This window comes from Kitasatospora sp. Xyl93, from assembly GCF_055383135.1.
Genome location: NZ_AP029185.1, coordinates 1,259,853 through 1,281,280 on the forward strand (window position 1 = coordinate 1,259,853; position 21,428 = coordinate 1,281,280).

A 21,428-nucleotide genomic window follows, 5' to 3' on the forward strand; every position below is an offset into this window, starting at 1 on the left:
AAGCGGTCTGATTCGGTCAACCGGGAACCGTGCGCCCGCGCTCCTCCCCTCTGGCGAAATGATCTTCTCAGTGGTTTGATCACTGAGGGACTGGGGCGGAGCCCCTGCACGACCGAAGGGGGAACCCCTCTGATGACCTCTGCCGTCGGCTTCTCGCCGTCCCGGTTCCTCCAGGACGTCGAGGCCACCGCGGACCTGCTGGGCGTCGACCACTCCCTGCCGACGACCCGCCGCGTCCTGGACGCGTACGAGGAGAGCTTCCACCGCGGAGCCGTCCTGTGGCGCACCGACGACAGGCCCGGCGGCGCCCTGAACTACCGCTTCTACGACCGCGTCCCCATCGACTCCGTGGACATCGCGGTGCGGGCCGGACTCCTCGGCCCGCACAGCCGGACCGCCGGCCTGGTCTCCGCCTGGAGCTCGCTGTACGACGGCTCGACGGAGCTGTGCGACTTCGACGCGGTCCGGGGCCTGGTCAAGACCTGGGTGTACCTGGGCGGGATGCGGCCCGTGGCGGAGGTCCTCGACGCCCCCGGGGTCCCGGACACGATCCGCCGCCATCACGACCGGTTCCGCGAACTGGGCCTGACGTCGGTGCGGCACGTCGCCGTGGACTACCAGCACGACACCGCGAACCTGTACTTCCGCACCCGGGAAGGGCTCGGTCCGGCGGGCGTGGAGCGCCTGCTCGCCCTGTCCGGGGGCGGGGTGCCGGACGCGGCGACCTTCCGGGACATGACGGCCTTCACGGCCCCGGACGGGCACACCTTCTCGGTGACGCTGCGCCTCGGGACCGGCCGGATCGAGCGCGTCGGCGTCTACGCCCTCCGGCTGCCCGCCGGGCGGTTCCCGCGCGTCAACGAGCGACTGGCCGCCTTCTTCCGGGGCGCTCCCTCGTACGACGAGGAGGAGATGAACGCCGTCGCCTGGTCGTTCGGCGCGGGCGGCAGCCGCTACGTGAAGGCGGAGCGCAGCTACTGCGGCCGGCTGGTCGAGCTGATGCGCGAGTGGAACAGCCCGATGACCGACCCCGGCGAGCAGCCGCGCGTCAGCCCCGTCGCGGCCCGGCTCCCGAACGGAGAACGATGAGCGACCCGGTCTACCAGGACGGAGTCCTCGCCCACGGCACGCGGGGCGAACGCGAACGCCTGCGTCTGCTGGAGGAGCTCAACGACCCGGCCACCGTCGCCGTCTTCGAACAGCTCGGTGTCGCCGCGGACTGGCACTGCGTCGAGGCGGGGGCCGGACACGGGTCCATCGCCCGCTGGCTCGCCGCCCGCTGCCCCGACGGCCGGGTGACGGCCACCGACCTCGACACCGCGTTGCTCGAGGCGTCGCCCGTACCGGCCAACCTAACGGTCGCGCGGCACGACGTGACGCGGGACGGCTTCCCGGCGGGCTCCCAGGACCTGGTGCACGCCCGGGCCCTGCTCGGCCACCTCCCCGACCCGGAACTCGCCCTCGACCGGATGGCCGGCTGGCTCAGGCCCGGCGGGTGGATCGTCGTCGAGGACCCCACCTACCTCCCGGCCGCGGCCTCCCCCTATCCGCGGTTCGCCGAACTGCTGGAGGCCTGCCAGCAGTTGCTGGCCAGGACCCACGGGACGGACCACTCCTGGGCCCGCCGCATCCCGGCGGCCATGGCCCGTGCCGGCCTCACCGACGTCGGCATGACCATCCGCGTCGCCGTGTGCGGAACGGACGACACGGAGGACGCCTTCTGGCGCCGGTGCTTCGCCCAGGCCACCCCCGGGCTCATCGCCACCGGGCTGATGACGGCCGAGCAGATCACGGCGGCGGTCGCCCACCTGGACGACCCGGCCTTCGCCGACACCGCCTGGATGATGGTCTCCTGCTGGGGCCGCCGCCCCGCGTGAGCCACCGGCGCCTGGACCCACCCGCGTGAGAAGTCGGCCGGGCCGACTTCTCACGCGCCGGTGCTCCCCCGGGCCTACAGGACCGGGCGAAGGACCTCGGCCAGGCCGGCCTTGACCGCGTCGCCGTGGGTGAGCGGGACGGGATGCCCGCCGCGCTCCGCCGAGACGCCGAGGTCCGTCGGCGCGAGCAGGCGCTCGGCGGCGAGCGCGAGCATCACCTCCGGGTCGACGTCGGGCCGCAGGCCGACGGCCCCCAGCAGGTCCGCGCCGTGCGCCACGGCGTGCAGCCAGCCGAGTTCGTCGTCACGGCCCCGTAGGTCCGCCTCCGCGGGGTACCAGGCGGCGAACGCGTCGAGCCAGGCGGGCCGGAGCCGGCCCCGGCGCACGATCATCTCCAGGACGAGCGGGGCGAAGGTCCGGGCCTCGATCCGCGGATCGGTGAAGCGCTCCGCCATCAGGTCGCCGAGCGCCAGGCACCGGTCGCCGTCGACCACCCCGCGCCGGATCCAGGCCGCCAGCACCGCGTACGGGTAGCCGTCCCTGACCTCGGGGTCGGGATCGCCCAGCGCGTCCGCCAGCTCCGCCACCAGGTTGTCCAGCCGCCACCCCGGGGGGTGCGCGCAGTCGCTCTCGTAGATCTCCTGCCAGTTCGTCACGGACAGGACCCTACTGATCGCTTCCACCCGCTCTCACCTGCTCTTTCGCCGGGAACCCGCGCGGGAAGTCGGCCGGGCCGACTTCTCACGCGCCGGTGCTCCCCCTCAGCGGCCGACCTCGCGGAGGCGGAAGTCCTCCACCGTCTCCCGCCGGATCAGCAGGCGGGCGCGGCCGTCCCTCACCGCGACCACGGCCGGGCGGCCGACCAGGTTGTAGCCGGAGGCCATCGACAGCTGGTACGCGCCGGCCGACGGCATCGCCAGCAGGTCGCCGGGGCGCAGGTCGGCGGGCAGGGCGGCGTCGCGCACCAGCACGTCGCCGGCCTCGCAGTGGCGGCCGACGACGTCCACCCGGGCCTCGCCCGCCTCCGCGTGGCGGCCCACCAGCCGCACCGCGTACGGCGATCCGTACAGGGCCGGGCGCGGGTTGTCGCTCATGCCGCCGTCCACCGCGACGAAGCAGCGGCCGTCGGCGGCGTGCTTGACGGAGAGCACCCGGTAGACCGCCACCGCGGCCGGGCCGGCGATCGCGCGGCCGGGTTCGACGATCAGCCGGGGCACCTCCAGCCCGGCCTCGGCGCAGCGCACCGCCAGCCGGTCGGTCACCCGTACCGCGAACTCGGCGAGGTCCAGCCCGGTGTCCCCGGGCAGGTAGCGGATGCCGTGGCCGCCGCCGAGGTCCAGCTCCGGCAGCTCCACACCGTGCCGCTCCCGCACCTCGGCGAGCAGCCCCACCAGCGCGTCCAGCGCCCGCAGGTACGGTTCGACCGAGGTGATCTGGGAGCCCAGGTGGCAGTGCAGGCCCGCGAGTTCCAGCCCCGGCTGGCCGAGCACCCGGGCGACGGCGTCCGCCGCGTCGCCGCCCTCGATCGGGAAGCCGAACTTCTGCCCGCCGACGCCCGTCCGCACCGCCGCGTGGTGCCCGGCGGCGATCCCCGGCACCACCCGGACCAGTACCTTCTGCGGCGTGTCGGCGGCCACCAGCGCGGCCAGCCGCGCGATCTCCGCCGGGCCGTCGATGACGATCCGCCCGACCCGCAGCCGCCGCGCCAGCCGCAGTTCCTCCGGGGACTTGGCGTTGCCGTGCAGCAGAATCCGCTGTGCCGGGAAGCCCGCCGAGACCGCCAGCCGCAGCTCGCCCGAGGAGCAGACGTCCAGCCCCAGGCCCTCCTGTTCCACCCAGTCGGCCATCGCGCTGCAGAGGAAGGCCTTGGCCGCGTACAGCACCTCGGCGTGCGGCAGTGCCCGCCGGTAGGCCCGGGCGCGGTCGCGGACCTCGGACTCGTCCAGCACGTACAGCGGGGTGCCGAACCGCTCGGCGGCCTCGGCCAGCCCCACCCCGCCGACCAGCAGGTCGGCTCCCCGGCCGGGCCGCGCCGAGGCCGGCCAGGGGCCGCCGAGCGCGTCGGCGGGCGTGGCGGGGGGCGTGGGGACGGGCGGAATCGGCGGGACCGGCGGAACGGGCGGGGCGGGCGGGGCGGTGAGCTGGGTCATGGCGGCTGCTCCTGTGGATCGGCGCGGGGTGGCGGTGTCGGTCGTCCGCGTGGGGCCGGGGTCAGTCCTCGTAGTGCATCGCGAACCGGCAGTGCGCCGGGCGGGTGCGCCCCCGGTCGGCCGCCGGGGCCGGTTCCGGCGGCTCGGGGCGGTCCCCGCGGTCCCGGCGGTCCCGGCCCCAGGCGGCGGGCAGGAGGCGGACCGTCCGCTCCGGCGGCTCCTCGACGTCGACGGCGGCGGTGACAGTGGTCATGGAGGTCCCTTCCAACAGCGGCCCGTACGGCCGGACCCCTCCAGTGGAGCCCCTCCGCCGACCGGTCGCACCCGTCCTTGACGCAGGGCGTACGGTCCGGCGGCCGTCCTTGACGCCCTCCTGACGGCGTTGCGGCCGGGGTGTCAGGGAGGCGTCAGGGACGGCCGCTTCGCCGCCAAGGCCTCGTCAAGGCGGGCATGTCCCCCGTTCCTCCGGTGGTGGGCTGTCCGCCGTCCCCGCAGCCCCACCCCGTCTGCGGCGCACCCCGGCCGCCGGGAACATCGTCGCGACGACCGGCGACGGCACCGACGACGCCCCCGCGCCCGCCCAGGCGGACGTCGGTGTCGCGATGAACTCCGGCACCCCGGCCGCCGAGGAGGCCGGCAACATGGTCGACCTCGACTCCAACCCGGCGAAGCCGATCGAGATCATCCGGGTGGGAGAGCAACTCCTCATCACCCGGGGCGCGTTGACCACATTCTCGATACGGGCTCGGCGGGCCCGTCCTGCCGTTCCTCGGCATCAAGGCGATCGACCTGCTGATCCAGTTCGTGCCCGGGCTGGGCCCGAGAGGTGCGGGAGCGGGGCCCTGTCAGCAGGCCGTCAAGATGGGTGCGCCCGGCGTCATGGTGGTGTCAGCGGCGGTCCGGAGGGCTCCGTTCCGGGGTTGACTGGAGTCATCCGAAGCAAGGAGTGCCGAACCGGCGGAGCCCGACGGAGAGTTCCGCCGGGCGCTCCGCCGGAGAGACGGAGGCAACGGCCATGACCGGGACCACCCGAGTGATCGTCGGCCTGAGCGGATCACTGAGCAGTCTGGCCGCCCTCTACCACGCCGTCGGCGAGGCGGCCCGGCACCGGGCGGTGCTGGTGCCCGTCGCCGCCTGGACCGCGAACGAGCGGGACGGCCTGCGCCCGCCCGCCGAACCGGAGCACGCCGCCCGGCGGCGCCTCGACGTCGCGTTCGAACAGGCCTACGGCGGCTACCCGTCCGGCCTGGTCATCCACCCGCTGGTGGTCAACGCCGACCCCGGCCCCGCCCTGGTCGGCGCCGTCACCGGTCCGGACGACCTGCTCGTCCTCGGCGCCGCCACCCGCCGCCGCCTGGACCGCCTGCGGCACGGCTCGGTGGCCCGCCACTGCCGCCACCGGGCCGGCTGCCGGGTGGTCGAGGTCTCCCCCTCGGCGCTGCTCGCCCGACTCGAACTCCCCGCCCGCACCGGCGCGCCGCTGCCCCTGATGGCCCGCTGAGGACGCTTCGCACGGGTTCGGCACGGTCGGCCCGCTCGGCCCGCTCGACTCGCTCGGCCCGCTCACGTCGGGAGCCCCTGGTGATCAGCCAGGGGCTCCCGACGTTTCGCCGTTCCCCCGCGGGCCCGGGTCCCGCGACTTCGACACTCCTGTCGAAGTTGGCATGCCCGGGCTATGCTGACCCGAAGCCCGGAAGTCCGGCCACCACCGGCCTCCCGCCCCGTCGACGAACGCACCGCCCAGGCGCGACCGACCGGAAGGAGCTGCCTCCAGCCCTCCGAACGCGGCCAACGTCCCTCCCCCTTCACTTTCTTGACGGCCCGTCAATTCACATCCCGCGATTTCACCGCCTGAGCCGTGACGCGTGCCCCGGGCCGCCCACCACCGTTGTACGGAAGGTGAATCGCCGCGCCCGCCCGAAACCCCCGGCCGCCCCGCCGAGGAGGAGGTTCCGCATGACGACGTCCCGGACCCACCCGCGCCCCGCCGAGGCCGCGGTCCTGCTCACCGCGCTCAGCCTGCTCGTCCTGGAGGAGATCGCCCTCGGCATGGCCGAGGAGGACGACCGCCCCGTCATCGGCGGCATCCTGATCGGCGCCTCCGGCACCGGTCTGCTGGTGGTCGGCGCGGTACTGCTCAGCCGCTGGCTCGACCTCCGCCGCCCCCTCCCGCTGCCCCCGCCCGGCCCCAACGGCCGCGAGTACAGCGCCCGCGCCCTCGAAGGCTTCCCCATGGAGGCCGTCCGCCCACTGCTGCTCGCCGAGAACGCGCCCCAGCTCGGCCACCTCTACTCCGCCTGGATGCTCGCCCGGGCCGGCCGCCCCGCCCCCTGGATCGCCCGCCGACTCCCCGTCCCCCTGGACGCCGCCCAGCTCCTGGTCGACACCGCCCGCTCCGCGGGCCTCGACCGGGCGTGATCAGCGCCGCGGACCGGGCGCCGCGTCCGCGGCGGTCAGGAGGGGTCGGCGTCGGCCGTCGGGACCCGTGCGAGGGCGTCGCGGATCGACTCGGCGACGTCGGGGACGGGGATGCCCCACTCCCGGTACCACTCGGCGATCTGCGCGACCGAGTGGCCGGTTCGCCGGGACACCTCCAGCAGGGTCACCAACGAGATGCCCTTGCCGACCATGTGCGGGCTGTTGTCCAGCTCGCCGACGATCTCCAGCGCCTGGCGGTGCGTCAGCTGCCGGGGCAGGTCGTCGCAGGACAGGGCGATCCCCCGGGACCTCAGATGGCGGGCCAGCTCCCCCGGACTCCGGTCGAGGCGGTACCCCGCCGTGATCAACTTGGCCAGCGGAACCGTGTCCCCCATCGCCAGGTCGTCCCAGTCCATGACGCTGTCGGGGTGGAAGAGCTCCCGGTCGAGGCGCGTGGCCGGGCCCGGTAGGAAAACCGGCGATCCGTAGGCACGGTACCGCTCGACCAGCTCCTCCAGCGAGATCTCGTCGTCCCTCAGCAGGGAGAACGCGAACCGGAAGTGGACGTCCGCGGGATCGCCCCACGCCGACCGCCCGTCGAAGAGGAACAGATCATCCGGTGTGGCATCGTGCGGCATCTCGGGGATCGGGAACCCGAGCCCCGCGAAGGACCCGAGCACCTCGGCGATGCTCGCCCCCGACTCATCCGCCACGCGCAGCACATGGGCGACGGGAACGGGGTGCGCCCGGCTCAACCATGGCCACAACCCGTCGAGTTGGTGACTGAGCAGCACGGCCGTCTCGTTCGACGGCAGGTCCGGAAGTCCCGTGAGATCGACCTCCAGTCCGTAGGACGCCATGGCCTCGGCGACCTCCGTGACGGGAACCCCCAGCACAGCGCCGGCCTTGGCCAGGTACCCCGGAGCGACGGCCTCACCCGGCTCCGGCCACCCACGAAACCTCCGCCCCTCCTCAGTCTCCCTCAGGAACACCCGGTCCGACTCGACGGCAAGCGCCAGGTCGAGGACGGCCCCGGGAACGTTCACTCCGGCCCGCGACCAGTCTGCGGCCACCCGGGCGACCGATTCGGACCGCTCGTCCGCTGCCGTCACCAAGTCGGTGACCGTGACCGGCCGACCATCCGTCTCGGGGAGGCCCTCCACCCGGCCGACCCGGGGGAAGCGCCGCCAGTATGGCGTCCTGCGGCCACGCTTCTCCGTCATGGCGAGCTGGTCGGAGGGCATGGCCACACGTCCGCGGCCGACCGTCAGGAGCGGCGGCCAGATCTCCGCGAGTTCCGCCAACTCCTGCTGCCGGTCGTGCGCCAGGAGCCTCCAGAGGACCACGGAGTCGTCCGGCGCGCCGGACAGCCACCCCAACGCGCTGCCTCCGTCGGGTAGGGGGATTCCCACCGCGCCGAACAGGTCGAGGTCCACCGGGCAACACCCCGTCCGTCGGGTGTCGAACTCGAAGCCGCGGTACTCGAACCGGCGCCCCTGCTTGACGCACTCGGCAGCCACCACATCGGCGACGCCGACATGGCCGGGCGTCACCCGCGCGAGCCACTCCATGCTCAGCAGCGCCGCGTCGGTCCGGACCAGATCGACCGCCGCCGACTCCAGGAGCCGACGTACCTGCTGGGACACGTCATCGATGACCAGGCGCCGGTCCACCGACAACTTGTTCGGTGACCACACCCCCGACAGGTTCACCACGGCCCCCTCCAGGCCCTGGCCGGCGCCCACGAACTCTCCCGCCGCAGAAGGCCGGACGAACAGGCCGTCCACCAACACGGCCCCGCCGTACTGGCACCACACCACCTGCGCACCGTCGGGAGCGTGCTCCCACGGGACGAGCGTGCCCGACGCGTGGAACCCGAACTCCTCGTCCGACTGCGCCTCTCTGGTCCGCAGCGTCTTCGGCCGCCACTCGACGACGCGCTCACCGTGCACCGCCGTGGTGCGGAACTCCGCGATCCCCAGCAGGCGTTCGAGGACGTCGAGGGCCGACCAGGACGCGCCGAGGTCGATGTCCTCTCGCAGGTACAGCCGCACCGTGGTGCCGGGCTTCCGAGCCGGCTCGGGCCGGGGGAGGATCCGGAAGAGGTGGCTCGGGCCGTAGATGGAGACCTCCAGCTGCGGGCCGAGGCTGCCGTCGGCGTGCATGCGGCAGGTGGTCACCCGGATCTCGTCGGCGAGCATGAAGTAGCTCAGCACGCCGATGCCGAAGCGGCTGTTGGGGTACAGCTCGACGGGTGGGTCGACCTTGCGCCACTCGGCGCGTTCGAGCTTGAAGTCGAGTTGTTCGGCGAAGCGGGCGCCGGCGTTGGAGAAGACGCCCCTGAGCTCCTCCTCGCCCATGCCGACGCCGTTGTCCTGGCATTCCAGGTAGGCGCGGCCGTTCTCGTCGACGCCCTGGCGGAACTCGATCCGGCCTTCGTAGGTGAAGGTGGCGATCGGGTTCGTGCGGTCGAGGTACTCCGTGCGGGCGCGGCGGTACCGGCATGCGTCCAGGGCGTTCTGGTAGAGCTCGCGCACGGCGAGGTCCCGGTCGCGGTAGAGCTCGACGCCCATCAGCAGGCTACGCACCCGGCGTTCGTCCATCCGGAAGCGCGCCCAGCCGGTGAAGGCACCGGGCGCAGGCGCGGCTTCGTCGGAGGTCAGGCGGGTAGGGAGGGGATGCGACGTTAGGACGCGGCGGACGGCGTGGAGGATTTCGTCGGCCCGGGCGGTGTACTCGCGCAGGCTTTCCACCACTGCCTCGTGATGACACTCGGCGCGCAGCACCGGCAGGTCGTACGAGCCGCCCCAGACGGCGAGTTCGAGTGTCCGGCGCAGGTCGACGAGGTCGACCTCGTACTGCTCCGGGATGCCGAGGTGTTCGGCCACGATCTCGGGCAGGGCGGTCATCTCGACGGCCGTCCCGTACGCCAGCGCCAGCAGCAGCGCCAACCGCAGTTCCCGGACGTGCTGTTCGCCTGGCGCCCGCAGGTGGTCGTGCGCGCTGAGGCCGGCGAGGTAGTCGCGGTTCCCGACGTCGGGGCCCCGGCGCAGACCGTGCAGCAGGGCGCAGATCCGCTTGAGGGCGAAGGTCTCGCCGAGTTCCGACAGCGCGGGCACCCGGTCGAGGATCTCGCCGACGCCCTCGGGGTCGGCGAGATCCTCATACTGGTCGAGCCAGCGGTGGTAGAGCCACCAGCCGAGCGGGGCGGTGGAGTTCGGCCGGGTCCGGGTGCGGCCCACGAGGAGGTCGTAGGACTCGATGAACTGCTCGTACGCGGCCCGGTCGCCGATGCCGTCCGAGGGCAGCAGGTCGGTCGGACGGACGGAGACCCGCGCCGCCGCCAACCGCAGCGAACGGACCCGGTAGAGGAACGGAAGCACCGCCAGCAGCGCCGCCTCGGCCGGGTAGAGGTCCAGGCGGTCGTTGCCGAGCAGCCAGTCGACTCGTGAGGCGAAGCGCTCCGCGATGCCCGGGTCCTGCCAGGGATCGTCCGCCAGGTCGACCGAGTCCCGCAGCACGGCCAGCTCGCCCACGGCCGTCAGCACGACGCGCCGGTACGGCTCGACGTCCCGGTCCTCCCGGACGTGCTTCCAGACGCGGGACTCCGCGGCGGCCCGCACCCAGTGGTCGGCCCCTTCCGGCACCGCCGGGGGCCGGCTCCCGTCCAGGTAGACGGCCCCGATGCTCCCTGCCTGCACGACCGGCCCGGTCACTGCGCCGTTCACCGCGTTCGTCGTGTTGTCGACCATGCCCTGCGCCCTCCCCATGTGCCGGGGACGAGCGTAGGGCAATCGCGGTTCGCGCCACGGTCGTCGGTCGGGATGCCGCGCGCGGAGTGACGGGCGACCAGCCCCTCAGCGCCGCCGGAGCCAGACCGCCCAGGTCAGCGCCGAGCAGGCCGCGTAGGCCAGCAGGAACCCCGTGTAGGCCGCGTCCCCGTTGCCGCCGGCCAGGAAGGACTGCCGGAACGCCAGGTTCACCAGCACCCCGCCGAACGCCCCGACCGCTCCCGCGAGCCCGATCAGCGCCGCGGACCGGCGTCGGGAGTCGGCCTCGGCGGCCGCCGGTTCGGCGCCGGCCGCGACCGCCGTCCGGGCGACGGCCTGGTAGTGCGCCGGGATCATCTTGTACGTCGAGCCGTTGCCGATGCCGCTGAGCACGAACAGGGCGACGAACCCGCCGAGGAACAGCGGCAGCGAGCCCGCCCGGGAGGCGGCGAGCACCACCGCCGTACCGGCGCCCATGGCGGCGAAGGTGCCCAGGGTCACCCGCGCGCCGCCGTACCGGTCGGCGAGGCGTCCGCCGACCGGCCGCAGCAGCGAGCCGAGCAGCGGCCCGAGGAAGGTGAGCGCGGCGGCCTTGGCAGGGGTGTCGAAGCGCTCGTGGAACTGCACCTGGAGCACCTGTCCGAAGGCGAACCCGAAGCCGATGAAGGAACCGAAGGTGCCGATGTAGAGGGTGGAGACGGCCCAGCCGTACGGATCGCGGGCGACCTCGCGCAGCGCCCGCCCCTCCCCCGATCCGCCCGAACCGCCCGAACCTCCCGAGCCGCCCGAACCGCCCGAACCGCCCGACGCCACTGGCAGGTTGTCCATCCGCCACCACGCCCCCGCCGCCGCCAGCAGGATCAGCGGCAGGTAGAGCAGCGGCAGCAGCCGGGGGTGGGCGGCGCCGGCGGTGGCCAGCACCAGCAGCCCGAGCAGCTGCACCGCGGGCACGCCCAGGTTGCCGCCGCCCGCGTTGACGCCGAGCGCCCAGCCCTTGAGCCGGTGCGGGTAGAAGGCGTTGATGTTGGCCATCGAGGAGGCGAAGTTGCCGCCGCCGACGCCCGCCACGCAGGCGACGGCCAGCAGCGTCCCGTACGGCACCCCGGGTTCCAGCACCAGGGCGGCGAGCGCGGTGGGCACGAGCAGCAGCAGTGCGCTGATCACCGTCCAGGTCCGGCCGCCGAAGCGGGCGACGGCGAAGGTGTACGGCAGCCGCAGCAGCGCGCCGAGGGCGGTCGGCAGGGCGGTGAGGGTGAACTTGCCCGCGGTGTCGATGTGGTACTCGGGGCCGAGGAACAGCACCAGGACCGACCAGAGGCTCCACACCGAGAAGCCGATGTGTTCGGAGAGCACCGAGAAGACCAGGTTCCGGCGGGCGATCCGGGCGCCGTCGCGGGCCCAGAACTCCTCGTCCTCCGGGTCCCAACCGGTCAGCGGGGCGGGCGATCTGGTGTCGAGGACGGTCGTCATGCCGCGGCCTCCCCGGCGAGGGCCCGGACCGGCCAGCGGCGCAGTACGGCGGGCGTGCCGTCGGGGGCGGTGTCCTCGTCCAGGCAGCGGCCGTCGGTGAGGTCGTAGACCTGCTTGTACATCGGCGAGATGAGCGTCGGCCGGTCGCCGCGGCTGCCGAGCAGGCCGCGGGCGAGGACGGGGGCGCCGCTGAACGGGTCGAGGTTGTCGACGGCGTACAGCTCGTCGGAGCCGTCGCGGAAGAGCGCGACCTGTCCGGCTTCGGGGAGCAGCACGGCGACGCCGCGGCCGGGTTGGAGGTCGGTGAGGTCGCAGACGGTCTGCCAGCTGGTGCCGTCGTGGATCTGTACGGTCACGGGGTGAGCACCTCCAGTCGGGCCCCGGCGACCAGCACCGGGGCGTTGAGGGTGTGGCCGGCCTCGCCGGGGCGGGCCGGGCGGATCTGCCCGCGTTCGGGGACGAAGGTCACGGCGGGGTCGGGGGTGCCGGGGGCGTTGACGAAGGAGGCGAAGCGCCGCAGCCGCTCGGGGTCGGCCAGGGTGGCGGCCCATTCGTCCTGGTAGCCGCAGATGTGACGGTCCATCAGGTCGTCCAGTTCGGCGGCGATGCCGAGCGAGTCGTCGAGGACGACGGCGCGCAGGTGGTCCAGGCCGCCCTCCATCCGCTCCAGCCAGACCGAGGTGCGTTCCAGCCGGTCGGCGGTGCGGATGTAGAACATCAGGTAGCGGTCGATGGTGCGGATCAGCGTCTCGCGGTCGAGGTCGGCGGCGAGCAGGTCGGCGTGGCGCGGGGTCATGCCGCCGTTGCCGCCGACGTAGAGGTTCCAGCCGGCCGAGGTGGCGATGATGCCGAAGTCCTTGCTCTGCGCCTCCGCGCACTCGCGGGCGCAGCCGGAGACGGCCGCCTTGAGCTTGTGCGGGGAGCGCAACCCCCGGTAGCGCAGCTCGAGTTCGATGGCCAGGGCGGTGGAGTCCTGGACTCCGTAGCGGCACCAGGTCTCGCCGACGCAGGACTTCACGGTGCGCAGCGACTTGCCGTAGGCGTGCCCGGACTCGAACCCGGCCTCGACCAACCGGTGCCAGATCGCGGGCAGTTGGTCGACGGTGGCGCCGAACATGTCGATCCGCTGGCCGCCGGTGATCTTGGTGTACAGGCCGTGGTCGCGGGCGATCTCGCCGATGGTGATCAGACCCTCGGGGGTGATCTCGCCGCCGGGCACCCGGGGGACGACGGAGTACGAGCCGTTGCGCTGGAGGTTGGCGAGGAAGTGGTCGTTGGAGTCCTGGAGCGCGCCCTGCTCGCCGTCCAGGATGTGGCCGTTGCCGAGGCTGGCCAGGATGGAGGCGACGGTCGGCTTGCAGATCTCGCAGCCCTCGCCGCTGCCGTGCCGGTCGCGCAGTTCGGTGAAGGTGGTCACCCCGGTCACCCGGACGATCTCGTACAACTCGGCCCGGGTGTGGGCGAAGTGCTCGCACAGGCCCTTGAACGCGGAGACCCCGGCGGCCTCCAGCTCCTCGGTGACGACGGTGCCGAGCTGCTTGAGGCAGCTGCCGCAGCCGGTGCCGGCCCGGGTGCACTTCTTGACGGCGGCGACGCTGTCGGCGCCCTGCTCGCGGACGGCGGCGCGCACCGCGCCCTGGGTGACGTTGTGGCAGGAGCAGAGCACCGCGTCGTCGGGCAGCGCGACCGGCCCGGCGGCCCCCGCGAACCCGGCGGGCAGGACGAGCTGTTCGGGGGCCACGGTGAGCGGTTTGCCGCCGACGGCGAGCGGGCGCAGGGTGCCGTAGCCCTCGGTGTCGCCGACCAGGACGCCGCCGAGCAGCGCGCCGTCGGTGCCGATGACGAGCTTGCGGTAGACGCCGCTGCGGCTGTCGCTGTAGAGCACGTCGAGGGCGCCCTCGGCGGTGCCGTGCGGGTCGCCGAAGCTGGCGACGTCCACGCCGAGCAGCTTGAGCTTGGTGGAGAGGTCGGCGCCGGTGAAGGCCGCGCCGTCCAGGCCGGCCACCGTGCGGGCGGCCGTCTCGGCCATCTGGTAGCCGGGGGCGACCAGGCCGTAGACCCGGCCGTCGACGGCCTGGGCGCACTCGCCGATGGCGAGGACCGCCGGGTCCTCGGTGCGGCACCGCTCGTCGACCACCACGCCGCCGCGCGGGCCGACCGGCAGTCCGCAGTCCCGGGCGAGCTGGTCGCGGGCGCGCACCCCGGCGGAGAAGACCACCAGGTCGGCGGGCAGCTCCCGGCCGTCGGACAGGGCGAGGCCGCGGACCCGGCCGTCCGGGCCGGTGAGCACGCCGCCGGCGCCGGCGCCGGTGTGCACGGTGACGCCCAGGTCCTCGATCTTGCGGCGCAGCGCTGCGCCGCCGCCGTCGTCGACCTGGACGGCCATCAGCCGGGGCGCGAACTCCACCACGTGGGTGGCCAGGCCACCGGCCCGCAGGGCGCCGGCCGCCTCCAGGCCGAGCAGTCCGCCGCCGACCACCACGCCGGTGCCGGCGGTGGCGGCGTCGGCGCGGATGGCGTCGACGTCCTCGATGGTGCGGTAGACGTGGCAGCCGGGGGCGTCCGTCCCGGGCACCGGCGGTACGAACGGCACCGAGCCGGTGGCCAGCACCAGGACGTCGTAGCGGACTTCGGCACCGGACCGGGTGGTGACGGTCCGCCCGGCCCGGTCGATCGCGGTGGCCGGGTCGCCCAGGCGCAGGTCGATGCCGTGCTCGGCGAGGAAGCCGGACGGGCAGAGCGCGAGGTCCTCGGCGGTGCTGCCGTCGAACAGCGAGCTGAGGTGGACCCGGTCGTAGGCGGGCCTGGGCTCCTCGGCGAGCACGGTGACCCGCCAACCGCGCGCGGCCGACTGCTCGGTCCAGGCCTCCAGGAAGCGCTGGCCGACCATGCCGTGGCCGACCAGGACGAGGTCGCGGACAGTCCGGTCGTCAAGGGTCATCGCGCTTCTCCAGTCATTGCGGTTCCTCGGGTGAGCAGGTGCAGGGGGTGGCCGGCCAGCGCGCCGCCGTCGGCGAAGGCGCCGGCCAAGGCGTCCACGGCGGCCAGGTCGCCGAGCAGGATGGCGCCGACCAGCCGGTCGCCGCGCAGGACGAGCTTCTTGTAGCTGCCGCGGGTGGCGTCGGCGAGCCGCAGCACGTCGAGGCCGGGGTCGAGGGTCTCGTCCACGGCGCCGAAGGCGGCGTACTCCAGGTCTCCGGTGCTGAGCCGGGCGCGCGGGCTGGTGCCGGGGTAGCGGGCTTCGGGCTCGGCGCCGGAGAGGCGACGGGCGAGCACGTCGGCCTGTTCCCAGGCGGGGCCGGCCAGGCCGTGGACGGTGCCGCGGTGCTCGGCGCAGTCGCCGATCGCGGACACCCGCGGGGCGACGGCCAGCCGGTCGTCGACCAGGATGCCGGTGCCGACCGGCAGGCCTGCCGTGTGGGCGAGCGCGGTGCGCGGGCGGGTGCCGCAGGCGAGGACCACCAGGTCGCAGTCCAGCCGGTACCCGTTGGCCAGCTCCACGGCGGCCACCGACTCGCCGCCGTGCACGGTCCGGGCGCGGTTGCCGGTGTAGCAGTCGACGCCGAGCGTCCGGAGCCGCTCGCGCAGCACGGCGGCCGCCTCCGGGTCGAGCTGACGCTCGATCAGGTACGGCGCCTGGTGGACGATTTCGGTGCGCACTCCGAGCGCGGCCAGCGCCCGGGCGGCGCTCACCCCGAGCACCCCGCCGCCGATCACCACCGCCCGCTTGGCGCCCACCGCCTCCTCGGCCAGCCGGGCGCAGTCCTCCAGGGTGCGCAGCGTGTGCACGCCCTCGACCAGGCCGTACCCGTCGGGGCGGCGCAGCCCGCGGACGGGCGGCAGCACCGGGTTGGCGCCGGTGGCCAGCACCAGTTCGTCCCAGGGCTCCACGGTGCCGTCGGCCAGCCGCAGGGTGCGGGCGGCCGGATCGAGGGCGACCACCTCGCAACCGGGCCGGGCGGACGCCCCGCCGAGCGGCAGGGCGATCGACTCGGCGTCGTAGCGGCCGGTCAGCACCTCGGCGAGCAGCACCCGGTTGTACGGGGCGCGCGGCTCGGCGCCGTACAGCGTCACCTCGCCGGCGCCGCCGAGGGCGCCGTACCGCTCGGCGAAGCGGGCGGCCGCCATGCCGCCGCCGACCACGGCGATCCTCGGGGTCATGCCGCCGCCTCCTCTCGGGCGTGCTCCGAACCTGCCGCGTCCGCTCCGGCCGTGTCCGACCCGGCCGACTGCGACCGGAGCGGCTCCACCCGGACGGCGCAGAGCTTGAACTCCGGCATCCGGGAGACCGGGTCCAGCGCCGGGTTGGTGAGGCTGTTGGCCCGGCCGGCGCCCGCCCAGTGGAAGGGCATGAAGACGGTGTCCGGCCGGATCGCCTCGGTGACCCGGGCCGGGGCGACGGCCCGGCCGCGCCGGCTGGTGACGGCCACCGGCTCGCCGTCGGCGATCCCGAGCCGCGCGGCGAGCCTGGGGTGCAGCTCGACGTACGGTCCGGGCGCGGCCGAGTTCAGCTCGGCGACCCGGCGGGTCTGCGCCCCGCTCTGGTACTGGGCGAGCACCCGGCCGGTGGTCAGGTACAGGGGGTAGGCCTCGTCCGGTTCCTCGCCGGCCGGGCGGTGGGTGACGGCGGCGAACCGGGCCCGGCCGTCCGGGGTGGCGAAGCGGTCCAGGAACAGCCGGGGCGTGCCCGGGTGGTCCGGCGTCGGGCAGGGCCAGAACACCCCGTCCTCGGCGGCGATCCGGGCGTAGTCGATGCCCGCGTAGTCGGCGTCGCCGCCGGCCGAGGCACGGCGCAGCTCGTCGAAGGCCCGCTCGGCCTCGACCGGGAAGCCGTCCGCCGGGAAGCCGTCCGGCACCCCGAGCCGGGCGGCCAGCTCGCGCAGCACCCACAGTTCGCTGCGCACGCCCTCGGGCGGGTCGACGGCGCGGCGGCGCAGGATCACCCGGCCCTCCAGGTTGGTGGTGGTGCCAGTCTCCTCGGCCCACTGGGTGACCGGCAGCACGACGTCCGCGAGCCGGGCCGTCTCGGAGAGCACCAGGTCGGCGACCACCAGCAGGTCCAGCGCGCGCAGCCGTTCGGTGACGTGCCCGGCGTTCGGCGCGGACACCGCCGGGTTGGAGCCGGCCAGCAGCAGCGCCCGGACGCCGCCGGGGCGGCCGAGGCCGTCCAGCAGCTCGTACGCCGACTTGCCGGGACCGGGCAGGCTCCCGGCGGGCACGCCCCAGACGCCGGCGACGTGCTCGCGCGCCGCCGGGTCCTCGATCGAGCGGTAGCCGGGCAGCTGGTCGGCCTTCTGGCCGTGCTCGCGCCCGCCCTGGCCGTTGCCCTGGCCGGTCAGGCAGCCGTAGCCGCTGTACGGACGGCCGGCCTTGCCGGTGGCCAGGCAGAGGTCGATCCAGGCGCCGACGGTGTCGGTGCCCTTGCTCTGCTGCTCCGGGCCGCGCGCGGTGAGCACCATGCCGGTCGCCGCCCGGCCGAACAGGCCCGCCGCCTCCCGCAGTCGGTGGGCGGGCACGCCGGTGATCCGCTCCACCCGGTCGGGCCAGTGGGCCATCGCCGCCTCGCGCGCCCGCTCGAAGCCCGACGTCCGCTCGGCGACGAACTCGTGGTCGACCAGTCCGTCGGCGATCACCAGGTGCAGCAGGCCGAGGGCGAGCGCCAGGTCCCCGCCGGGGCGGGGCTGCAGGTGCAGGTCGGCCAGTTCGGCGGTGCGGGTGCGGCGCGGGTCGACCACGATCAACTTCCCGCCGTTCTCCCGCAGTTCGCGGAGGTAGCGGACGGCGGGCGGCATCGTCTCGGCCGGGTTGCCGCCGACCAGGACCAGGCAGCCGGTGTGCGGGATGTCGGCGAGCGGGAACGGCAGTCCGCGGTCCAGGCCGAAGGCCCGGCGGTGCGCGGCGGCGGCCGAGGACATGCAGAACCGGCCGTTGTAATCGATGTTGGCGGTGCCCAGCACGACCCGGGCGAACTTGCCCAGCAGGTACGCCTTCTCGTTGGTCAGCCCGCCGCCGCCGAACACGCCGACCGCGTCCGGCCCGTGCTCCGCCCGGACCCGGGCCAGTCCGGCGGCCACCCGGTCCAGTGCCTCCGGCCAGCCGGCCGAACGCAGCGGCCCGCCGGGGCGGTCGCGCAGCAGCGGGCCGGTCAGCCGGACGTCCCGGGCGAGCAGCGCCGGCGCCGAGCGGCCCTTGCCGCACAGCGCGCCGCGGTTCACCGGGAAGTCGGGGCGCTCCAGCACCTCGACGGGCAGGTCCGCCCCCGGCGCCAGCCGCATCCCGCACTGCAGCGAGCAGTACGGGCAGTGCGTGTCGGTGGCGGCCACGGCGGCGGCACGGCCGGTCGACGCGGCGCTGGGGCTGGTCGGCCCGGCACCGGGGCCGGTCGTCGTGGCGCTGGGGCTGGTCGGCGTCATGCCCAGAAAGGTCGCCGCCCGCTGTTTCGCGAGCGGGTCGCCGGTGTTGCGTGCGCGGTACACCTCGCTCACGCCGTCCCGGCCGCAGGGTGCACGGCCGGACATCTGCCGTAACCTCGGCGGCACTTTCGCTTACCGGCAGGTGACGGCCGGGCAATGCCCCCGTAACACGTGCGGCGGAGGCTGACCGGCATGGCAACCCTCACCCAGCCGGGGCCCCTCACCGGCTACACCGTCGGCGTCACCGCCGCGCGCCGCCGCGAGGAGCTGACCGCGCTGCTCACCCGGCGCGGCGCCCAGGTGGTCGAGGCCCCGGTGCTGCGCATCCTGCCGCTCGCCGACGACCTCGCCCTGCGCGAGGCCACCGACCGCTGCCTGGCCGGCCCGCTCGACTACGTGGTGGCCACCACCGGGGTCGGCTGGCGCGGCTGGATGAGCGCCGCCGAGGGCTGGGGCCGGGGCGCCGCGCTCGCCGAGGCCTGCCGCGGCGCGGTGGTGCTCAGCCGCGGCCCCAAGGCCACCGGGGCGGTCCGGGCGAGCGGGCTGGACGAGGGCTGGTCCCCCGCCACCGAGGCCACCGACGAACTGCTCACCTGGCTGCTCGCCCGCCCGCTGGCCGGGCGGCGGATCGCCGTCCAGGAGCACGGGGTCCGGCTGGACGCCTTCGCGGCGGCGCTGCGCGAACGCGGCGCCGAGGTGATCTCCGTTCCGGTGTACCGCTGGGCACCGCCGGAGGACCCGGGGGCGGTGCGCCGCCTGCTCGACCAGACCGTACGGCGCCAGGTGCACGCGCTCACCTTCACCAGCGCCCCCGCGATCACCGCGCTGCTCGCCGCGGCGGAGGACGAGGGCCTGCGCGAGGCGCTGCTCGACGCCCTGCGCGCGGACGTCCTGCCGGTCTGCGTCGGCACGCTCTGCGCCCGGCCGCTCACCGAGCTCGGCCTGCCCGCCGTCCACCCCGAACGCGGCCGGCTCGGCGCCCTGGTCCGACTGCTCGCGGACACCCTTCCGGGCCGCTCCCGACGCGAAGTCCCCCTGCCCGGGCTGCTGTTGACCCTCCAGGGGAACGCCGTCCTGGTCGACGGCGAGAGCCACCGGCTCAGCCCGCGCGGAGCCGCCGTCCTGCGGGCACTCGCCGAGCGGCCCGGCCGGGTGCTCAGCCGGGCCGAACTCCTGCGCGCCGCCTGGCCGGACGCGAGCGCCGACGAACACGCGGTGGAGGCGGCGATCGGCCGGCTGCGGGCCGCCCTGGGGCCGCACGCGGGGCTGATCCGGACGGTCCCCAAGCGCGGCTACCGGCTGGCGGCGGGCTGATGCTGCTCGCCGTCGCGCACGGCAGCCGGGACCAGGCGGCCGGCACCTCGATCCGCCTGCTGCTGCGGACGGTTCGCTCGCTCCGGCCCGAACTGCCCGTCCGCTGCTGCTTCCTGGACCTCGCCCGCCCCTCGCTCGCCGAAGCCCTCTCCCAAGTCGCCGGCTCCCGGCCGGTCCTGGTCCCCCTCCTCCTCTCCAACGGCTACCACCAGCGGGTCGACCTCCCCGCCGCGCTCGCCGCCGCCGGTCTCCCGCTGCCCCACCTCGCCCCCGTGCTCGGCCCGCACCCGCTGCTCGCCGAGGCCCTCGCCGACCGTCTCACCGAGAGCGGCGCACCGCCGCACGCCCCCGTGGTGCTGGCCGGCGCCGGCTCCTCCGACCCCGCCGCCCTCGCCGACACCGCCCGGATGGCCGCGCTGCTGGCCGCCCGGCTCGGGCGCCCGGTCACCCCGTCGCACCTGTCGGCCGCCACCCCCACCCCGCACCAGGCGGTCGCCGACCTCCGGCGGGCCGGCCACCCCGAGGTCGCCCTCGCGAGCTACCTCCTCTCCCCCGGCTTCTTCGCCCGCCGCGCCGCCACGACCGCGGCCACCTGGACCAGCGCCCCCCTGGGCCCCCACCCGGCCGTCGCCCGCCTGGTGCTCCACCGCTACGACCAGGCCCGGGCGGCCACCGAGGCGCTCGCGGCCGCCTGACCGCACCCGGCTCCGGAGAGGTCGGCTGCGGCCGAACTCTCCTGGCCGTTCCGAGCCCCGGGACGTGCGTGAGAAGTCGGCCCGGCCGACTTCTCACGCGCACGGCCGCGGTCGCACCCACCGCCCTGGCACGCCGTCAGGTCGCCGACGCCCGCGACCCGCTGCCCGCCGCCCTGGCCCTGCTGGGCGACCATGCCTGGCCGAACCCACGGGCCTCGCGCCACCCCCGTACGGCGCCCCCCCGAACCCGCCCTCACCCGGCAGCCGCACACAAACGGTGGCCCGTGCCCCAGGACACCCGGGGCACGGGCCGTCACATCGTCAGGTGGTCGAACCCGCCCGCCTCGACGCCACGCAGGAGGGCGTCGAATCCGACGGTTGGCGCGGTTCGCCGTGGAAGACCTGCTGCACGTGCCACTCCCGGTGCCGGTCCGCGACCGGCGGGCGGCCGGGTTGGGGGCCGATCACGGGGCGGCCGTTCAGGGCGAGCACGTGGCGGCGGCTGGCCTCGCTGCGGCCGACGAAGCGGTCGGAGACCAGGATGCGGTGGCCCTCGCCCAGGCCCAGCACGCCCTTGTCGAAGAGCTTGTGGTGCAGCGAGCACAGGCACAGGCCGTTGTCGACCTCGTCCGGCCCCTCGTGCGACCACCAGCGCACGTGCGCGGCCTCCAGGCCGACCGTGCTCGCCCCGAGGGCGCCGTCGTAGCCGCAGAAGGCGCACTGGAACTCGTAGGCGGTGAGTATCAGTTCACGCATCCGCCGGTCGCGCTGCCGCCGGGCCGCGGTGTCGGCCCCGCCCGCGAGGACGGTCTCGGCCCGCTCCAGGTCGAGGCCGACCGCCTCGCAGAGCTCGGTGTGCAGGGAGGACGGGAAGTTGACGTCCAGCAGCACCCTGGCCATCCGTCCCAGCAGGGCGGGGTCCTCCGCCAGGGACTCGCGCAGCGCGGGTGCGAGCCGACCGGTGGCGCCGCTCGACCGGAGGACCCCGATCCCGCTGCCGGGGCTGCCCGGGCCCCGGTCGGTGCGGACCTCCCACACCCCGTCGCTGACCAGGTGGTGGAACGGGTAGGCCGGAGTCGTCGGACGCGGCGGCCCGTACTCGGCGAGCAGTCGTCTCAGCTCCTCCTCGACCGCGCTGTACCGCAGTTCGCCCTCCGCGTCCCGCTGGTAGCCGCCCAGGGCGTACAGCAGCAGCAAGGGCTTGTGCGGCGCACGCTCGCCGCGCTTCGTCCAGCGCCTCAGCCGCGCCACCCGGTCGAGCCAGTCCATGCCCGCCAGCGTAGTACTGCAGCCGTAGCGGGGCCGCAGCCGCCAAGTCCGC

Annotated in this window: 16 protein-coding genes and 1 pseudogene; 7 read left to right on the forward strand and 10 right to left on the reverse strand. The window is 74.9% G+C overall.

What is annotated here, in order from left to right; translation table 11 throughout:
* The first annotated feature begins 132 nt into the window (after positions 1 to 132).
* The gene (locus tag ACZ5GH_RS05415) at positions 133 to 1,089 is read left to right on the forward strand and encodes an aromatic prenyltransferase (protein WP_464333591.1); all 957 of its coding nucleotides are present in this window, start codon (positions 133 to 135) and stop codon (positions 1,087 to 1,089) included.
* Positions 1,086 to 1,877 carry a class I SAM-dependent methyltransferase gene (locus tag ACZ5GH_RS05420; protein WP_464333592.1) on the forward strand — a complete coding sequence of 264 codons (792 nt, stop codon included), beginning with the start codon at positions 1,086 to 1,088 and terminating at the stop codon, positions 1,875 to 1,877. The genes ACZ5GH_RS05415 and ACZ5GH_RS05420 overlap by 4 nt, the downstream gene beginning before the upstream one ends.
* A 74-nt stretch (positions 1,878 to 1,951) precedes the next feature.
* On the opposite strand, the gene ACZ5GH_RS05425 is transcribed toward ACZ5GH_RS05420, so the two are convergent.
* The 3 genes from ACZ5GH_RS05425 to ACZ5GH_RS05435 form a co-directional block, all read right to left on the reverse strand.
* Positions 1,952 to 2,533 carry a DUF2785 domain-containing protein gene (locus tag ACZ5GH_RS05425; RefSeq protein WP_387751575.1) on the reverse strand — a complete coding sequence of 194 codons (582 nt, stop codon included), beginning with the start codon at positions 2,531 to 2,533 and terminating at the stop codon, positions 1,952 to 1,954.
* Between the two features lie 105 nt (positions 2,534 to 2,638).
* A complete protein-coding gene (lysA, locus tag ACZ5GH_RS05430) occupies positions 2,639 to 4,027 on the reverse strand; it encodes a diaminopimelate decarboxylase (protein WP_464333593.1) in 1,389 nt (462 codons plus the stop codon).
* A gap of 61 nt (positions 4,028 to 4,088) precedes the next feature.
* The gene (locus ACZ5GH_RS05435) at positions 4,089 to 4,280 is read right to left on the reverse strand and encodes a hypothetical protein (RefSeq protein ID WP_464333594.1); all 192 of its coding nucleotides are present in this window, start codon (positions 4,278 to 4,280) and stop codon (positions 4,089 to 4,091) included.
* Positions 4,281 to 4,554: 274 nt separating this feature from the next.
* Here ACZ5GH_RS05435 and ACZ5GH_RS05440 point away from each other — a divergent pair.
* From ACZ5GH_RS05440 to ACZ5GH_RS05450, 3 genes and pseudogenes are all read left to right on the forward strand, one after another.
* Positions 4,555 to 4,767 (forward strand): annotated as a pseudogene (locus tag ACZ5GH_RS05440) (potassium-transporting ATPase subunit B); the annotation flags it as partial.
* Positions 4,768 to 5,042: 275 nt separating this feature from the next.
* A complete protein-coding gene (locus ACZ5GH_RS05445) occupies positions 5,043 to 5,528 on the forward strand; it encodes a universal stress protein (RefSeq protein WP_464333595.1) in 486 nt (161 codons plus the stop codon).
* 455 nt (positions 5,529 to 5,983) lie between these two features.
* Complete coding sequence (locus ACZ5GH_RS05450) at positions 5,984 to 6,445, forward strand: hypothetical protein (protein ID WP_387751564.1); 462 nt, start codon at positions 5,984 to 5,986, stop codon at positions 6,443 to 6,445.
* 35 nt (positions 6,446 to 6,480) lie between these two features.
* Here the strand turns inward: ACZ5GH_RS05450 and ACZ5GH_RS05455 are convergent, their stop codons facing one another.
* From ACZ5GH_RS05455 to ACZ5GH_RS05480, 6 genes are all read right to left on the reverse strand, one after another.
* Positions 6,481 to 10,197: a wHTH domain-containing protein gene (locus ACZ5GH_RS05455; protein WP_464333596.1), complete on the reverse strand. Its 3,717-nt coding sequence runs from the start codon at positions 10,195 to 10,197 to the stop codon at positions 6,481 to 6,483.
* 105 nt (positions 10,198 to 10,302) lie between these two features.
* Positions 10,303 to 11,685 carry a nitrate/nitrite transporter gene (locus ACZ5GH_RS05460; protein ID WP_464333597.1) on the reverse strand — a complete coding sequence of 461 codons (1,383 nt, stop codon included), beginning with the start codon at positions 11,683 to 11,685 and terminating at the stop codon, positions 10,303 to 10,305.
* On the reverse strand, positions 11,682 to 12,041 hold the full coding sequence (nirD, locus tag ACZ5GH_RS05465; RefSeq protein ID WP_464333598.1) for a nitrite reductase small subunit NirD: 360 nt from the start codon (positions 12,039 to 12,041) through the stop codon (positions 11,682 to 11,684). Before nirD ends, ACZ5GH_RS05460 begins: the two co-directional genes overlap by 4 nt.
* The gene (nirB, locus tag ACZ5GH_RS05470) at positions 12,038 to 14,626 is read right to left on the reverse strand and encodes a nitrite reductase large subunit NirB (protein ID WP_464333599.1); all 2,589 of its coding nucleotides are present in this window, start codon (positions 14,624 to 14,626) and stop codon (positions 12,038 to 12,040) included. Before nirB ends, nirD begins: the two co-directional genes overlap by 4 nt.
* Positions 14,623 to 15,846 carry an NAD(P)/FAD-dependent oxidoreductase gene (locus tag ACZ5GH_RS05475; RefSeq protein WP_464333600.1) on the reverse strand — a complete coding sequence of 408 codons (1,224 nt, stop codon included), beginning with the start codon at positions 15,844 to 15,846 and terminating at the stop codon, positions 14,623 to 14,625. The genes nirB and ACZ5GH_RS05475 overlap by 4 nt, the downstream gene beginning before the upstream one ends.
* Complete coding sequence (locus ACZ5GH_RS05480) at positions 15,843 to 17,960, reverse strand: molybdopterin oxidoreductase family protein (RefSeq protein WP_464336799.1); 2,118 nt, start codon at positions 17,958 to 17,960, stop codon at positions 15,843 to 15,845. Before ACZ5GH_RS05480 ends, ACZ5GH_RS05475 begins: the two co-directional genes overlap by 4 nt.
* Before the next feature lie 330 nt (positions 17,961 to 18,290).
* On the opposite strand from ACZ5GH_RS05480, the gene ACZ5GH_RS05485 reads away from it, so the two are divergent.
* On the forward strand, positions 18,291 to 19,412 hold the full coding sequence (locus ACZ5GH_RS05485; protein ID WP_464333601.1) for a uroporphyrinogen-III synthase: 1,122 nt from the start codon (positions 18,291 to 18,293) through the stop codon (positions 19,410 to 19,412).
* Positions 19,412 to 20,107, forward strand: coding sequence for a sirohydrochlorin chelatase (locus ACZ5GH_RS05490; protein ID WP_464333602.1), 696 nt, complete (start codon positions 19,412 to 19,414; stop codon positions 20,105 to 20,107). Before ACZ5GH_RS05485 ends, ACZ5GH_RS05490 begins: the two co-directional genes overlap by 1 nt.
* A gap of 321 nt (positions 20,108 to 20,428) precedes the next feature.
* Here the strand turns inward: ACZ5GH_RS05490 and ACZ5GH_RS05495 are convergent, their stop codons facing one another.
* Positions 20,429 to 21,376 carry a phosphorothioated DNA-binding restriction endonuclease gene (locus ACZ5GH_RS05495; protein ID WP_387751543.1) on the reverse strand — a complete coding sequence of 316 codons (948 nt, stop codon included), beginning with the start codon at positions 21,374 to 21,376 and terminating at the stop codon, positions 20,429 to 20,431.
* Between the last annotated feature and the right edge of the window lie 52 nt (positions 21,377 to 21,428).